This window comes from Levilactobacillus yiduensis, from assembly GCF_024718525.1.
GTDB classification, from domain to species: domain Bacteria; phylum Bacillota; class Bacilli; order Lactobacillales; family Lactobacillaceae; genus Levilactobacillus; species Levilactobacillus yiduensis.
In genome coordinates, this window is record NZ_JAMXAZ010000017.1 from 18,044 (window position 1) to 33,249 (window position 15,206).

At 52.2% G+C, this 15,206-nt stretch carries 13 protein-coding genes; 6 read left to right on the forward strand and 7 right to left on the reverse strand.

Annotated features, from left to right (window positions below; all coding sequences use genetic code 11):
* Positions 1-45 precede the first annotated feature (45 nt).
* On the reverse strand, positions 46-840 hold the full coding sequence (locus tag NGM66_RS09775; protein ID WP_208907829.1) for a tyrosine-protein phosphatase: 795 nt from the start codon (positions 838-840) through the stop codon (positions 46-48).
* Positions 841-1,007: 167 nt separating this feature from the next.
* Between NGM66_RS09775 and NGM66_RS09780 the strand changes: the two genes are divergently transcribed.
* Both NGM66_RS09780 and NGM66_RS09785 read left to right on the forward strand, forming a co-directional pair.
* Positions 1,008-1,898 carry an alpha/beta hydrolase fold domain-containing protein gene (locus NGM66_RS09780; protein WP_208907830.1) on the forward strand — a complete coding sequence of 297 codons (891 nt, stop codon included), beginning with the start codon at positions 1,008-1,010 and terminating at the stop codon, positions 1,896-1,898.
* A gap of 632 nt (positions 1,899-2,530) precedes the next feature.
* Positions 2,531-4,372, forward strand: coding sequence for a S53 family peptidase (locus tag NGM66_RS09785; RefSeq protein WP_208907831.1), 1,842 nt, complete (start codon positions 2,531-2,533; stop codon positions 4,370-4,372).
* 321 nt (positions 4,373-4,693) lie between these two features.
* On the opposite strand, the gene NGM66_RS09790 is transcribed toward NGM66_RS09785, so the two are convergent.
* From NGM66_RS09790 to NGM66_RS09800, 3 genes are all read right to left on the reverse strand, one after another.
* Positions 4,694-6,568, reverse strand: a complete 1,875-nt coding sequence (locus NGM66_RS09790; protein ID WP_208907832.1) for a DUF5776 domain-containing protein — start codon at positions 6,566-6,568, stop codon at positions 4,694-4,696.
* Positions 6,569-6,948: 380 nt separating this feature from the next.
* Positions 6,949-7,605, reverse strand: coding sequence for a DUF6198 family protein (locus tag NGM66_RS09795; protein ID WP_208907834.1), 657 nt, complete (start codon positions 7,603-7,605; stop codon positions 6,949-6,951).
* A gap of 81 nt (positions 7,606-7,686) precedes the next feature.
* Positions 7,687-8,412: a gamma-glutamyl-gamma-aminobutyrate hydrolase family protein gene (locus NGM66_RS09800; RefSeq protein WP_208907836.1), complete on the reverse strand. Its 726-nt coding sequence runs from the start codon at positions 8,410-8,412 to the stop codon at positions 7,687-7,689.
* 162 nt (positions 8,413-8,574) lie between these two features.
* Here NGM66_RS09800 and NGM66_RS09805 point away from each other — a divergent pair, with 162 nt between their 5' ends.
* The 3 genes from NGM66_RS09805 to glpK all read left to right on the forward strand — a co-directional run bounded on the left by NGM66_RS09805 (position 8,575) and on the right by glpK (position 11,651).
* On the forward strand, positions 8,575-8,835 hold the full coding sequence (locus NGM66_RS09805) for a hypothetical protein (RefSeq protein ID WP_208910978.1): 261 nt from the start codon (positions 8,575-8,577) through the stop codon (positions 8,833-8,835).
* Positions 8,836-9,021: 186 nt separating this feature from the next.
* Positions 9,022-9,669 carry an endonuclease III domain-containing protein gene (locus NGM66_RS09810; protein ID WP_208907838.1) on the forward strand — a complete coding sequence of 216 codons (648 nt, stop codon included), beginning with the start codon at positions 9,022-9,024 and terminating at the stop codon, positions 9,667-9,669.
* A gap of 464 nt (positions 9,670-10,133) precedes the next feature.
* Positions 10,134-11,651, forward strand: a complete 1,518-nt coding sequence (gene glpK, locus NGM66_RS09815; RefSeq protein WP_208907840.1) for a glycerol kinase GlpK — start codon at positions 10,134-10,136, stop codon at positions 11,649-11,651.
* 61 nt (positions 11,652-11,712) lie between these two features.
* On the opposite strand, the gene NGM66_RS09820 is transcribed toward glpK, so the two are convergent.
* Both NGM66_RS09820 and NGM66_RS09825 read right to left on the reverse strand, forming a co-directional pair.
* The gene (locus NGM66_RS09820) at positions 11,713-11,988 is read right to left on the reverse strand and encodes a helix-turn-helix domain-containing protein (RefSeq protein WP_208907842.1); all 276 of its coding nucleotides are present in this window, start codon (positions 11,986-11,988) and stop codon (positions 11,713-11,715) included.
* Positions 11,989-12,190: 202 nt separating this feature from the next.
* Entirely contained in the window at positions 12,191-13,048 is an 858-nt protein-coding gene (locus tag NGM66_RS09825) for a DUF368 domain-containing protein (RefSeq protein ID WP_208907844.1), read from the reverse strand.
* A gap of 205 nt (positions 13,049-13,253) precedes the next feature.
* On the opposite strand from NGM66_RS09825, the gene NGM66_RS09830 reads away from it, so the two are divergent.
* The gene (locus NGM66_RS09830) at positions 13,254-13,997 is read left to right on the forward strand and encodes an SDR family oxidoreductase (protein WP_208907846.1); all 744 of its coding nucleotides are present in this window, start codon (positions 13,254-13,256) and stop codon (positions 13,995-13,997) included.
* 566 nt (positions 13,998-14,563) lie between these two features.
* Here NGM66_RS09830 and NGM66_RS09835 read toward each other — a convergent pair.
* On the reverse strand, positions 14,564-15,007 hold the full coding sequence (locus tag NGM66_RS09835; protein ID WP_208907848.1) for a hypothetical protein: 444 nt from the start codon (positions 15,005-15,007) through the stop codon (positions 14,564-14,566).
* Between the last annotated feature and the right edge of the window lie 199 nt (positions 15,008-15,206).

Here is a 15,206-nt window from a genome sequence, read left to right on the forward strand (position 1 = left end):
TAAAAAACCAGACTACCCGTGAATCGGTTAGCCTGGTACGGATGTTTAGTCCAAATAAAGTTGTCGTAAAGTTGTTAAATCATTGTGTGATAAGCCCAACACATCGTGTAAATAGTCCTGAACGCCACCATACTGGGTGTTGATGATCTTCAGGGCCGCGGCGAGGTAGTCCGGGTTAACAGTCGACAGCGCACGAATGTTGGTGACAAACGCCTCCGAATGACCGCTCTGCCGGGCCTGGTCGCTTTGCTTATCGACCAGCGGCATCACGTTGGGGTTGGTCAACAAGTAGTCTTGCTGAATGGTTTGGGGGTCAACGTTCAAGGCACTCAACGCTAGAAAGGCGCCCATCCCCGTCCGATCCTTGCCGGCAGTACAGTGGAACAACACGGATTGGTCCGCCTGTTCGTTGGCCAGCAGGGTGCCGAAGAACTTGTGATAAGCCGTTTGCGCGCTCGGCAACGTGACCATCTTCCGGTACACGTCCAACATGTGCTGGTAGCCGGCCTGGTCATTGGTATTGAAGCGTTGTTCCAACTGTTCTTGCGTCGCCGAGGCGTCAGTCTCATCGCCATCGGGGAAGACCGGTAAGAAATGATAGGTCACGCCCGCTGGCACCTTGTCGGGCGCCTGCTTGCGTTCATCCTTGGAACGAAAATCCACGTCCGCGATGACGCCATAGTCGGCCAGCAAGGTTTGATCCTCTGGGGTGAGCCGAGCCAACCCGTCCGTCCGCAATAACTTGTGCCACTTCACGGTATGACCATCAACGGTTGCGTAGCCACCCAGTTCCCGGAAATTCCAGCCGCCAGTTACGTTTAGTTTTCGGTTATTTGTCATTGGCTCTTTGCCACCCTTTCATCTCAACTGTTACATCCTCTATTCTAACGGTTTTGGCAAAAATTACCTAGTAATTCACTCTAAGGGAGGCGTTTTTGCGTGAAACGCTGTATACTGGCAATATAAGTCGAGAGAATTGATGAAGGCAAAAAGATAGGGTGATAGTCGTGAGTTTGCGTGGGAAATGGTTACTCTTCAAGACCCAGCATAGTCAGCTCAAACAGCAGATTCAACAAGCATTTTTACAGCCCAGTCGGCAAAACCGGGCCGTGGTGCCCGAGAAGTTTCCGGCTACCATCGTGACGAAAGAGCGGCAAGTCTTCGGGGGCCGTATCTTGACCGCCGCCTCTGGCGCGCCGTTGCGGCAACACGTGCTGTTGTTTCATGGTGGTGCCTACACCATGCAGGGGACGGATAGCCATCGTGAATTAATGGAAACGTTGATCCAGCAGGCTAATTTGCGGGTCTCCTACGTGGATTATCCGTTAGTGCCAGAGGCCACGGTTGACGATACCGTGATCTTTGCCATGAACGCCTACGATTATTTGCGGGCGCAGTATCCGGACGACCAGTTCTTTTTAATGGGTGATTCGGCAGGTGGTGGGTTGGCCTTGACGCTGCTTCAACAGTTGAAGATCCACCAAAAGCCATTACCGGCGGGGACCATCTTGATTTCGCCGTGGGCCGACCTCAGTATGATGAATCCGGACCTCCAAACGGCTGCCAAGCACGACCCGTATTTGACGCTAGCCACGCTCAAAAAAATCGGGTTCGACTACGCCGGCGACCATCCGGTGACTGATCCGCTAGTCAGCCCGATTTACGGGGACTTCGCCGACCTGGGGCCGATTCTGTTGTATTACGGCACCAACGAGTTGTTGGCGGCCGATGACCAACGCCTAGTCCAAAAATTAGCCGAGGCCAGCGGCACACCGTACAAGGCCCGCGAGGTCAAGTCGATGCTGCACGACTACATTCTCTGGGGCAAGCTACCAGAGACCAAGCGCACGTTGAAGGAAGTCAAACAGTTCATTTTGACGCAAAATATGGATGCATAATCATTGTGAGAGATGGGGTAGTGATGCCCGGTCTCTTTTTTGCGCGGTGGCAAGTAAGGGACGTTGTCGTTTAGTTGGCTCACCTGCTGCTGGCATCTTTGAGATGTGTTCTTCAGCTCAAAGATGAATGGGTAAAAGGCCACCTGCTAAGGAAACACCACCATATTTGGTGGACTCTCGGCTACAGGAATACTTGCCAGCAATAATTGACTTGTTCCTTGGTAACAGGTAACTTATCAATGAAATTTTAACCCGCACAATATTACTGAAAGACATCAACTTGCCGGAGTCAGCCAGGATGGAGCCAGCTGTGTCGACGGTGTTGGCTGAGGTACTTTCTCAGCCTACAGCGTGGGACGACTTGAGAGCCTGGCGGGTTTGGTCAGGCTTTCAAGCGAACCGGAAGACCGCTCCTCAGGCTGGAGGTGTTCCCCAGAGCAGGCGGAACCCTGGCTGACGCAGGCTCCTGGTTTCCCTAACTTTAGTGGACAGAATACTGTCGTTCCGGAAATCAATGCGGTAAGACTGCTTTCTTTTACTAGTCAATTTAAGTATGTTGCTTAACGCGAGAACTGTGGCCACCGTTCAACTGGACGTCAGCGTATAATAATGCTTAATGGAGGGGATGTCCTATGAAAATTCGGTTTCTCGTGGCCGGCCTGATTGTGGGGCTGGGCGGCTTTGGTGGCATTCAAGCCACTGCGGCCAGCACCAGCACGGTCGCCACGCCGTATCGTGAAAGTCAGCTAGGCGGGTTGCAAAACGTCCAGCAGGTTTCAGCTAGCAAAACGGTAACCCTGGATCTGGTCTTAAACACTCGGAATTCAGCCGAGCTGACCAAGACAGCCTATGCCGTTAACACGGCGGGTAACAAGCAATTTAAGTCCTATTTAACGCCCAAGCAGTTTCGCCAAAAGTTTGGTCAATCAACGACCACGACCAAACGGCTCGCGAAATACTTTAAGTCACATAAGTTTAAGGTCACGACGTTTAATGATGGCTTGATCATGCAGATCAAAGGGAGTGCCAGTGCGGTCAACAAGACCTTTGCGACCAACTTAAAGACGGCCCGTTATTACGGCACCAAGATTCAGTATTCTAAGAAAACACCGAAGTTACCGAAGAACGTGGCCAAGCCAATCAAGGCTGTCATTGGGATCACCAACCTAGTCAAGTTATCTAGCCTAGGCGCGACCAGCACGGCCACGGATGGGCCGACTAGCGATGGCGCACCGCAAAACTTCTTGAGCCAATACCACGCAACTGGCCTGGCGAATAGCAATGACGGCAGTGGGCAAACCATTGGGATCATCAGCTTTAGCAAGGTCAACAAGTCTGACATCACGCATTTTTGGTCAGCTGAGGGCGTGGCCGATTCTGCCAGCCGGATCAGCGTGAAATCGACGGGCGGCATGAACATCTGGGGTAACGTCGATCCTGGCAATGCCGAAACGGCGCTGGACGTTGAACAGGCGGGGGCGTTGGCACCCAAGGCCAAGATCCGCGTTTACACGGCATCGCTCAGTGATGTGGGCTGGCTCAATGCGTTTGCGACGGCGTTTGGTGAGAATAAAGCCAGCAGCCTGTCGCTCAGTTGGGGCCTGTCAGAAGGCGTCTTGCAGAGTCTGAACAAATATCACGTGTTGACGCCGCTATATGGCAGCATTATGAACACGTTGCTGGCACAAGGCGCTACGCAAGGTGTATCCACGTTTGCGGCCAGTGGGGACACCGGGGCTTACGGCGAGGAGTTGGCTAAAAACGGGGATGTCGACGAGGGTATCTACGCCAACTTCCCGGCCAATAACCCGTGGGTCACGGCCACTGGTGGGACCACGTTGCCATTCTCGGGGACGTTGGCCAATGGTGTGGAAGTGAAGGTCGATCAGGAACGGACCTGGGGCGGCGACGAGCTGTTTGACGCCTATTCACAAGACCCGGCCTTCTTCCAGAAAAACTCGGATCTGCTGGACATGCTACAAAGCGGTAGTGGTGGCGGGATCTCCACGCTGTACGCCACGCCACAATATCAAAAGGGTGTATCCGGCGTGAACACCTACAACGCCCGGCAATACTTGACTGACGATGGCTTACCACGGTTGAATGCCGGCCTGATCACGGGCAAGGCCAGTGGGCGAAACTATCCAGATGTCGTGGCCAATGCCGATCCGCTGACCGGCTACGATGACTATGACAGCGCCGATGGCTGGAGCACGGTCGGGGGTACCAGCGTGGTCGCACCACAATTTGCGGCGATGGCTGCCGTCATCAACAGTAACCGCAGCAAGCGCATGGGGCTGTGGAACCCCCAGCTCTACGCGTTGGCCCAAACCAGTCAGTCACCATTTACCAAATTGGATTCAGACACGAACAATGGGAATCTCTTCTACGTCGGCCAACCTGGCAAGACTTACAACCAGGCTGCCGGTCTGGGAACCGTGAACTTTGACCAACTGGCCAAGGTCTTTAAGTAAGAAAACGAGGTTGCTAGTCGTTTACAGCTTCTTAGCGAAAACTGGCGGACTCTCGGCTACAGGAGTGGTTGACAACAATAATCGACTTAACCCTTCCTAGCAGTCAACTTGTCACTTAACTTCTGGCCAACACAATGTTACTGATAACACCAACTTGCCGGAACCCTGGCTGACACAGGCTCTTGGGTTCCCTAAGTTTAGTGGACAGAATGCTGTCGTTCCAGGAGTTAACGCGTTAAGTTTACTTTCAGCTTTTGTAAAACAAGACAAATAAGCAGTCCGGGCCGTGGTCCTGGGCTGCTTATTTAGGTTAGTGAGATTTTACCGAATTTGGTGAACCAGTTGTGGATTGCCGGAAATATATCCGCCGGCCACGCGGTAGCGCAGGGTATCGCCCTTGCTGAAGTTGTTGGCGTTGGAATAATCCCAGCCCCGAACAGTGAAGGTCGCCTGGGCCTTGCGGGCGTAGTGACGATTGCGTTTCGTCAGGTTGGCCGTGGTGTAGCGGTTCAAAGCCCCCTTGGCAGCGACTCGCTTAGGCATCGTAACGCGGCCCGCTTGGACCAACTTCTTGTTGGCGGTGATGTAGCGGCCGTTGCTGAGGACGAAACGAGTCGTGAGGTTGTGGCGCACAATCTTTTTCACCTTGACCGTTTGGCCCTGACGGTAGTGATGCTTCTTCCCGGTCAAATTTTTCTTGGCGTAGCTGTTCACACCGCTAGGATTGATGATCGTGACGGTCTTGTGCTTGGCGGCGTAGTAAACGGGAGACGTGTAGGCGCGGTTAGTGGTGATGTACCCGGTCTTGCCGCGGGTCTTACTGTGGTGATTGACGTCCTTGACCTGGTAGCGCTTGACACCATTCTTAGATTTTGCGTAGCCCGTGACCACAAACATTGGTCGGTTCATCCGTGATTTTTTAGCATACCATTGTTTGCGTGCCTTAGAGGTAAAGGTGGCTGATTTGTAAAGCCCAATCTTTTTAGTCGTGTAGACCACGGTCCCTTTAGGCGCAATGGGATTAATGGTCGCAGCGGCCGACCCGGTTTGCAACGCCGCTTCCTTGCTGTAAACGTAAGTGACGGACTGTGGCTGCGTGGTGAACTTTCCGGTCGCATTGGTAGGCGTCTGAGTCAGCTTGTAGCCAGTAAAGGTTAAGGCGTCACTGTGGTAGGCAGTATCGAGGTCGCCGGTCAAGGTCCGGTCTTTGGCGAGCTGGTTGCCTTGGTCATCGACGTAGTGGACGGTGACGGGTTGGCTCTGGTCGGGTGTTACATCAGGCAGCGATGGCAGAACTGGCTTTTCAACAGTCGATCCATCAGTGAATACGTAGAAAGCGGAAAAGATAACGATTGTATTTAGCTGGTAAGTCCCGTCGGCCTGTTTAGTTAGGAAGTTACTCATCGGCTGTTGACAAAAAGACTTGGTAGCAGCTGCAGAGGCTGCAGGGTCTAACGTAACTCGCTCTGCATCGCTCAGTTTATCAAGATGCATAGCTTGAATGTATTGCGTGAAAAAACTTTTCACTAAATAATCATGAAGATTCTCAATATTTTCTGGATTTCCGAAGAGTTGATCAAACTGTTTTAGCTGGCCTGAATTATCGCTAAATGTTGTCACGAGTATGGGACGTAACTCATTTTGATAGCCTGCGGAAAGTTCTTCTGGACTAATCTGGTCGAGTTTAAGCAATGTTAAATTTTTAACGAGCCATGTATTCATGTAGCTTGAAACGTCTAGCTGGTCAAAAAAATCATCATATGTTTGATCAGGATCAGATAGGGCGTAAATATATTCACCGACTGTTTCACCTTTAGATAGGCTGATAGAACTGAATTCTTGGACGATGGCAGGGCCAATTTGAGCCGCTATTTTATCATTGTTGGCAGCTGCAAAGTTGGCCATGTAGTCTGTATCCTTAAGCTGGTCCATAGTCATTGTTTGTGGCTGTGTGGCTGTCGTTGGATCATCGGTACTTTTATTGTACCAATAGGATTTAATGGATTTACCATTTTGCACTAGTTGCGTATATGGTAATTCTATTGAGCCGATTGTATAAGTTTGCTTGTCATCAGTACTAGTAGTCACGACGGATTCTGTCGCTGCATCAGCCTGAGCCACAACGGGTGTGGCCACGCCCCCTAATAATACCAATGCGAAGGCGGCCGTCATAAATTTACTAAATCCCCTAGTCATTTAGCACACTCCCTTTACTTTTTCTATATTTATTATATGCAGTATATCATGGTTGTAGCCGCAAAAGCTAGGGCAACTACTGTTATACCGGCATTTTTAATAGTTGGCTTAGAGAGCACCATATGTCTAATGCGAGTTACACACAATGAATAAAATGGCAAATAGGGGGAACGGTTTCGATAAGAGGTGGTTGCAAGACGTGACCAATCGTCATGAAAATGGCTAGGAAAACAGATACCCTCAAGGAAACTGGACGACAATAATTGACGACGTAATGATTGCCCGATTAGTTGTTGACAAAAACTAATAACAAATCAAAAAAGCCAGACTTGTTAAATTTCACAAGTCTGGCTTCTCATTTGTTTTTAATATTAAATGACTTACACGTCCACGTGGTGTTTGAGCCGTGGGAAGACGTGATAATCTGCCCAGCCCATGACGATGCCCTGGGTCACCAATGCCCAAACGGTCCCAAAGCCGATGGCGTGCAGCTCACCGGTGAAGATGTAGGACAGGATGATGATCAACAGGGGCGGCGCGTAACTGGCCCACTGGGCGATGATGGCCGAGCCGCGGAGGTATTTGAACCGCAGAATATACGCCAGGTCATCGTTGGGGTGCATGATGATATTACACCGGTTATAAATGGAGACGGCAAACGCGACTCCAAACAGGCCGATGATGTCGACAATCACGCGGCCGGCTAGCGGCAACTGCCCCACGCCAATCCAGTTCCAGAAGTAGCCGATCCACTCGACCAGGTAACTGAAGGGGATGATGTACAGCAGGTTGGACACGAACCGGCGCCGGTCAAATTGCCCCAGCAACAGTTGGTTCAACAGCGTGATGACGATGCCGTAAATAAACAGCGTCGTGCCCAGGGGGACGTGAATCCAGTTGGCCAGGTTGACGGACGACCCGGTCCACACGGCGCTCCCCAGGTTGGTGGAGATGGTCAGGGCATTAGCCGCCGAGTTCAGGACGATGGAGAACCCCAAAAAACGCATCCGTTGCCCAAAGTCCTTCATTTTCGCCACGACCACACACCTCCTGATTTTTCTGCACAAGTTCTAGTGTAATGGAAGTGCCGGTCAATGAAAAGGGCCTTTACCAACTTTTTACATGCGTTGGGCGGCGCGGTTGACGAAATTCTGGAAAATCTGCCGCGATTCGTCGTGGTGCTTGTACATGTTTTCCGGGTGCCATTGGACGCCGAGAATCTGGTCGGTGTCCTTGGATTCCAGCGCTTCAATGACCTGGTCATCGGCACTGGCGGTCACGCGCAGGCTCGGGGCCACATCCTTGATGGCTTGGTGATGCCGAGAATTGACGTAAGGCCGTTCGCCGGTCAGCGTGGCCAGTGTACTCCCGGGCACGACCGTCACGTGATGGCTGGGCTGATTGCCCATGGCGGCTTGGCTGTGCTTGATCTGGGCCAGCGGGTCTTCACTCAGGTCTTGATACAACGTGCCCCCCAGGCCGACGTTGATCAGCTGCAGGCCCCGGCAAATGCCCAAGATGGCCTTGTTGGCGGCCACGGCTTGTTTGAGCAGTTCGATTTCAAATAAGTCACGCTTGCGGTAGGTCTTGCCCAACCGGATGTGGGGTTCCTCGCCGAAAAAGGTGGGGTCCACGTCGGCGCCGCCTAAGAAGGCCACGCCGTCAAAGAGTGGTAGGTAGTCGGCCACATCCTCCGGGTCGATGCTTGGCAGGATAATGGGCAGGCCGCCCGTTTTGACAATGGCTTCTACGGCTGGTCGCGGGGCAAAAGCCGCGTTTCTTTCGTTAATGATATTCGTTGCCTCGTCGAGTGTGTCGGCGGGCAGGGCAATGCGAGGACGCATGGCGTCGCTTCCTTTCAATGATAAAGGTATTTGTTGACCAGTATACCCATTTCTAAGGAAATTTGTTACCGGAACTACCGAAACTTGTAACGAAATAGTTAACAAATTTTCTAAATAACTTTACAATAAAGAAGTAGACTAAATTTAAGCGAGGTAAACATGATGACAGAACGGCAGTTGATTCAAGAAATTTTGAATTCCGAAGCGGTTGAGTATCGTTTTGAAAACGTCGATGAGGATTCAAAGGAATACACGCTTTTATTGAAACGGCAGGACAAGGATGTTCGGGCTGTCGAGACGATCAACGATGAAATCAAGAAGTACTTCCAAAGCGCTAACTTCGATTACAAAGAGGAGTTGCATCCAGAAGGGGTCGACGACGATATCCGCTTGGTAATCAAGCGCAACAATGGTGAAAAATAAAGATAAGCGTTAAGGGCTAGTCACGTTTCGCGCGCGGCTAGCTTTTTTGACGGGTGGATTGGGTGGTAGTGCTTGCGTCCGTCCACCGTGTTTCATGTTCAGGGGCGCTGGATGGTCAGGTGACCAGTACATACCGCCAATTAACCGTTACCCTAAATAACTTAACCATCAATAAGGAGGACGCACATGACAATTGAAGAACTATACCAGCGCATGGCTGCCGAGATGGGGCCGCAACCGTGGCTGAAGCCGGGAACACCGTGGGCCGAAACGCCTGTGGAGATCATGCTGGGCGCCATTTTAGTTCAGAACACCAACTGGCGAAACGTGGAGCCCTCGCTGATCAATTTAAAGCGAACCACGGGTTTTGACCCGGCAAAATTGCGGGAGCTAACCCCGGAGACCATCACGCCGCTGATTCGCTCCAGCGGCTTCTACAATCGCAAGGGGCCGGCCATTTTGGCGTTGGCCACTTGGTTGGGCCAGGCCAATGACGATTTAGCCGCGCTCAAACAGCGATCCGGCAGTAGTCTGCGATCAGACCTGATGGCCATCACCGGCATTGGCAACGAAACGGCCGATTACATCTTGATGTACACGCTGGACCACGGCACGTTCATGGTCGACACCTACGCCCGCCGCTTGTTCGCCTGGCTAGGGGCCACGATGCCCAAAACGTACCCGGCATTTCAGAAACAAGTCTTGCGCCAATTTCCACTGGGCCTGGCCGATTGCCAGGAGTTCCATGCGCTGATCGATGAGTTCGGCAAGCGGGTGAAGGATGATGCAGACTTTGCGCAGTCGTTTTTGGCGGGAGAACGGTTGGTGGTTTAGAAGTGAATTGGTTGTCGCCGATAACTTTATAGCTAGCTACAATGTGATCGACTGTTGTGCTAAATGGTTAATCAGTTGGGAGAAGAACATAGTTGTTGTCAGTAATCACCACAGTAGCCGATAGTTCGTCAAATATGAGTTCAGCTGTGGGAGTTTTCTTAGCGGCGTGGTTCTTGCCGCTTAGAAAACTGGCACCTTAGAGACGCGGGTCATCGGCTCTAAGGTGAGGGTCGAGACCGCCCTGTGGCTCGACCCGGCGCCCTCAGCGTTCCAACTCATATTTGACGAACGGTAAGGCGGAAGTTTAGCCAGTTTAAAAAACAAACGGTTGATTTCTTAAGAAAGTTTCAAACGCGCCAAGAGCGGGGACAAAATCTAGCGTTTTTCACAAGGGTCGTGCTATGATTAATGCAATTGATTTGGAACCGCTTACTGAAGCGTTAATTTTGGAGGGAGTTTTACATATGGCACTCAAACAGCCGGAAAACTATCTGTTAGCAATTGACCAAGGGACCAGTAGCACGCGGGCGCTGATTTTTGATCATACCGGGCGCAAGGTGATCGAAGGATACAAGGAAGTGCCGCAATACTATCCGCATCCCGGTTGGGTCGAATCTGACGCCAATGAGATTTGGAATAGCGTATTATCGGTGATTGCCAGCGCGTTGATCGACGCGTCGATCCATCCCGAAAATATTCAGGCCATTGGGATCAGTAGCCAACGGGAAACCACCATCGTGTGGGACCGCGTGACCGGCGAGCCTATCTACCACGCCATCGGTTGGCAAAGTAAGCAAACGGCCAGCCTTGCCAAGGAGTTGGTTGCCGCGGGTCGAGCGGAAACGATTAAGGAAAAGACCGGTCTGGTGGTCGATGCCTACTTCAGTGCCACCAAGGTGCGCTGGATCTTGGATCACGTGCCTGGCGCACAGGAGAGAGCTGAAAAGGGTGAGCTGTTATTTGGGACGGTCGATAGTTGGCTGGCTTGGAAATTGTCGGGTGGTAAGATTCACGTGACCGACTACAGTAACGCTAGCCGGACCATGTTGTTTAACATCCACACGCTCCAGTGGGACACGGACATTTTAAACTGGCTGAACATCCCCGCTGCCATGCTACCGGAGGTCAAATCCAGTTCCGAAGTCTACGGCGTCACCCAGAATTTCCAATTTTACGGGGTGGAGGTGCCGATTGCCGGCATCGTCGGGGACCAATCCGCCGCGTTGTTGGGGCAGTTGGCGTTAGAACCAGGAACCGTGAAAAACACGTACGGTGACGGGGCCTTCGTCATGATGAATACCGGGCACAAACCGCAGCTGTCCAAGCATAACCTGTTGACGACGATTGCCTATCAGTTGGACGGTCAGGTGACCTACGCGCTTGAAGGATCCATCCTGGTGGCCGGCACCGCGTTGGCTTGGTTGCACGAGAGCATGCAGATCATCAGCAGTGTTCCCGAGTCGCGACAGGCGGCCATGGCCTCGACCGACGAAGATGAAGTCTATGTCGTGCCGGCCTTCAACGGCTTGGGCGCGCCGTACTGGGATCCGGATGCCAAGGGGGCCGTCTTTGGCCTGACGCGTGGAACCGACCGCAACGACTTCGTGAAGGCGACCCTGCAGTCGATTGCTTATCAAACGCGTGACGTCTTGCGGACCATGAAACAGGATACCGGCATCGACATTTCCGAATTGATGGCCGATGGCGGGGCATCGCGGAACCGTTATTTGATGCAGTTCCAGGCGGATATTTTGAATATTCCCGTTCAACGGGCGGCCGATGAAGAGACCACGGCCATGGGGGCGGCCATTGCGGCTGGCCTGGCCGTGGGCTTCTGGCAAAGCCTGGATGAGATCAAAGAGATTCGCAATGCCGGACGCGTCTTCACACCAGACATGGCCGAGGACCGCCGCAACCACCTGTACGCCGGTTGGCAACAGGCCGTTGCCGCCACGCGGGCGTTTAAACCACAGCAAGATTAATCAGGTTGTCCATAAAAAAGTCCCAACCGCCGGTGATTGGTGGTTGGGACTTTTTGCGTAGTTAAGTGAATTGAACGGTGACTTTTTTATTGACGGCGGCAGCAATTTCACTTAGCACTTTAACAGAGACATTCATTCGGCCCTCCTCAATGCGGGCGATTGTAGATTGCGGTTTACCAACCAGTTTGCCAAATGCACGTTGTGTTAATTGTTTTTCCTCGCGAAGCTTGCGAACGGCAACAGCAACGTCAAGATTAATTGCGGTTTGGTTAGCTTGTGCAGCGAATTCAGCACTCTTAGCACTTTGTTGTTGAATGAAGTGGTCGATATGATTCATGGTGGCGGGCTTCCTTTCGGTTGGTGAAGGTGGTGGCGGTTGCTGAAATTTACTGTACGCAATTGTCACGGTAAAAGCAAGCAGCAACCGTTATAAATCGTTTAATAAAAATCATTGATCCGTGGCCAACACTGAGCAAGCCAGCAAAAAACCGCCCCTTATGATTGGGACGGTCTAGATATTTTTAAATTAATGTTCGACGCTATTTATACTTTTCTTCCAACCGGCTCATCCAGTACCCCAGGGCAATCCCTGCGACCAGCGCCAGGGCGCTCCAGACCAACGTCATCCAGGTGGTCCCGGCATACGAGATGCTTTCGGCGGCGTGGCTATTGGGCACCAGAATCAAGATGGTGCTAGCGGTCACAATGCCCAAGATGAAGTGGTACACCCGCGAATGGAAGCGGTGGATGAGGTAGTCCATCCCCTTGGAAAATAGCGCCATGGCCAACACGCCGCCGATGGCGATGGGTAAGTAGACGCCTAGCAGGTCGAAATTTTTAAAGCCAGTCAACATCGGTGTAAACAGGCCTAAAATCAGCAACAGGTTCGACGGACTCAGCCCCGGCACCAGTACCCCCAGGGCAATCAAGGCGCCAGCGACCACGAAGCCACCGAAGTTTGCCGGTAATGTGCCAAACAGGTCGCTCATGAAATATAACAGGCCACCACTGATCAACAGGGTGCCCCAGAACCACAGGTGGTCGATGCCATCTCGGGGGCTTTGGGCAACGGCCGTTTGATTCAGGGAAGGCAACGTGCCCACGATGGCGCCGGCAAAGCCCCACAGGACAATGACTTGCCAGTGAGCCAGCAGGTATTCCAGCGGCGCGGACAACAGGGCGATTCCCACGATGCCGCCCAGACCGACCGGCACAAAGTACCAGAAGTCGCGTTTGAAATTTTGGCGAAAGTGGGCCATGAAGCCTAACAGGCGCTCGTAAATGCCTAGGATAGCGGCGAGGACCCCGCCGGAAACACCGGGTAAAATAAAGCCCAGGGCAATGATGACGCCTTTGAAGAAGCGTTTCACCGGGCTGTCAGGACGCGTCGTTTGCATAATTTTCTCCTTCGTCGTGCGGTTAGCGTTTTCCCTAAGATACCAGAATTAGGGGCTGTGGGCAATCCGGCCGCGTGAAAGTACAGGATTATTTAAGAATTAATCACCACGAAAAATTTAAAGAAGTTACGCATAGGCCTTGACTTCGAGTCGCTCTAACCACCTATACTGGCAACATTCACTAAGGAATAGGAGCGATTTAAATATGACTGTTAAAAATAAAGTGGTTGTCATCACGGGAGCTTCTTCAGGTATCGGCGCTGCGACTGCCAAGCTGTTAGCCAGCAATGGTGCCAAGGTCGTCTTGGGCGCACGCCGGGCTGACCGGTTGGCGGCCTTGGTTGCCGAAATTACCGACGCTGGTGGTCAGGCCGCTTACCAAGTCACGGACGTGCGGGATGCCGCTGAAGTCCAGAGCCTAGTTGATCTGGCAAAGTCTAAATTTGGTGGCATCGACGTCATCTTCAATAACGCCGGTATCATGCCGACCTCACCGATCAGTGCGCTGCACACGCAGGAATGGAACGACATGATCGACATCAACCTGCGCGGGGTACTCAACGGGGTGGCCGCCGTCATGCCTGATTTCACGGCTCAAAAGCACGGCCAAATCGTCACGACGTCTTCTGTGGCGGGCATCAAGAGTTTCCCTGGCGCAGGGGTCTATGGCGCGACGAAATTTGCTGTGCGCAACCTGATGGAAGTCATCCGGACGGAAAGTGCGCAAGAAGGCACGAACATCCGCACGGCCACGCTGTACCCAGCGGCCATTAACACGGAACTGTTGCACACCATCACTGATGAAAATGCCAAGCAAGGCATGGACCAACTGTACGACGCGGTCGGCATCACGCCAGACGCCATCGCCCGCGTGGTTAACTTTGCCATCGACCAACCGGCCGAAGTCAACGTTAATGAATTCACGATTTACCCAACGAAGCAAGCTTAAGTTATTAGCTTGATCAAAAAATCCGCAACCAACGCGTTTTGTCATTGGTTGCGGATTTTTTTGTTGTCATCAGCTGAATTTTAAAGGCGGATTAAGTCAGTAAATTCTGGTCAAATGGTGTTCTAACTACGAAAATTGGTGAAACCAGAATGCCTCTGGTGTCTTAGTAGTATCAGCCACACTGGATTTGATTGTGGCCAACTGTTGCCAAGGATTAAAGCGATTGTGGGGGAATCACCCTCCGTAGCCGTGAGCCCGCCAAATATGGGTTCAGCCGTGGGAGTTACCTTAGCAGCGTTTTTTTGCTGGTTAGGTAACTGGCGTCCTTTGAGACGTGAACTTCGGCTCGAAGGCGAGGTGTCGAGACCGCATTTTGGCTCGACCCGTCCGCCCACAGCGATCCGACCCATATTTGGCGGGTGGTAGGCGGCCAGCTGGACCATGTAGCTGTAAACAACTAGATCTAGCGTGCAAAGTTGTGCGACTACCATGATGACAGTTAGTTTTCACTCTTAAATGAGCAATCTAAAAAAGCCGACCAGCAACACTGCCAGTCGACTCTCAGCTTATTCTTTCGGTTGTGACCAATAGTGGGCCCGCGCTAACAGGTCGCGGGAGCGTTCATCGGCGGGGATGAATCCCCGGTTGAACAGGTGCTTGAAGTACATCAGGTTGTACAGTGACCCCCACAGTAGGCCTTGAAGCAATGGCCACACGGAAACCGTGAACTGCGCCGTTTGCGCGGTGGGGACCGTCATCATCAGTAACATGGATGCCCCGAGGTCGACCCCTAAGATACACAGTAAGTTATACCAGTCGGCACGGAAGATGGCTGGAAATGGGGGGAAGAAGAACATGGTCCATGAGAACCCCACCTTAGCGATCCGCATGTTTCCCGTCTCGGGGTTCACGACGGTCGCGTAATTAGGCGGTAACGGCAGTCCTTGAGGGCCGTCACCATTTTGATTGTTTTGATCGTCGTCGTTAAAGCCCTTAAAAGGATCTTGCATGTCATTTGCCAACTTTCTAAAAATTTCGTTCGTCCAGACGATATGGTTAAGACTGATTACCCAATCTGGCGGGTAAAATACCATCCCAGTTCGGTGAGACAGGTTTTTGAAACCCCTAGTCATGATGATCACTAGCAACCATTGGGTAGTGACAAGACTGGCCCATCTAAGATGGGAGATACAATCATGCCGGAGGAGG

What these genes read in the sequence shown, in the direction of transcription:
- NGM66_RS09835 (WP_208907848.1), bottom strand. Translation starts at nt 15,007, where the DNA reads ATGCAAGATCCTTTTAAGGGCTTTAACGACGACGATCAAAACAATCAA.
- NGM66_RS09800 (WP_208907836.1), bottom strand. Translation starts at nt 8,412, where the DNA reads ATGCGTCCTCGCATTGCCCTGCCCGCCGACACACTCGACGAGGCAACG.
- NGM66_RS09785 (WP_208907831.1), top strand. Translation starts at nt 2,531, where the DNA reads ATGAAAATTCGGTTTCTCGTGGCCGGCCTGATTGTGGGGCTGGGCGGC.
- NGM66_RS09820 (WP_208907842.1), bottom strand. Translation starts at nt 11,988, where the DNA reads ATGAATCATATCGACCACTTCATTCAACAACAAAGTGCTAAGAGTGCT.
- NGM66_RS09775 (WP_208907829.1), bottom strand. Translation starts at nt 840, where the DNA reads ATGACAAATAACCGAAAACTAAACGTAACTGGCGGCTGGAATTTCCGG.
- NGM66_RS09805 (WP_208910978.1), top strand. Translation starts at nt 8,575, where the DNA reads ATGACAGAACGGCAGTTGATTCAAGAAATTTTGAATTCCGAAGCGGTT.
- glpK (WP_208907840.1), top strand. Translation starts at nt 10,134, where the DNA reads ATGGCACTCAAACAGCCGGAAAACTATCTGTTAGCAATTGACCAAGGG.
- NGM66_RS09825 (WP_208907844.1), bottom strand. Translation starts at nt 13,048, where the DNA reads ATGCAAACGACGCGTCCTGACAGCCCGGTGAAACGCTTCTTCAAAGGC.
- NGM66_RS09790 (WP_208907832.1), bottom strand. Translation starts at nt 6,568, where the DNA reads ATGACTAGGGGATTTAGTAAATTTATGACGGCCGCCTTCGCATTGGTA.
- NGM66_RS09810 (WP_208907838.1), top strand. Translation starts at nt 9,022, where the DNA reads ATGACAATTGAAGAACTATACCAGCGCATGGCTGCCGAGATGGGGCCG.
- NGM66_RS09830 (WP_208907846.1), top strand. Translation starts at nt 13,254, where the DNA reads ATGACTGTTAAAAATAAAGTGGTTGTCATCACGGGAGCTTCTTCAGGT.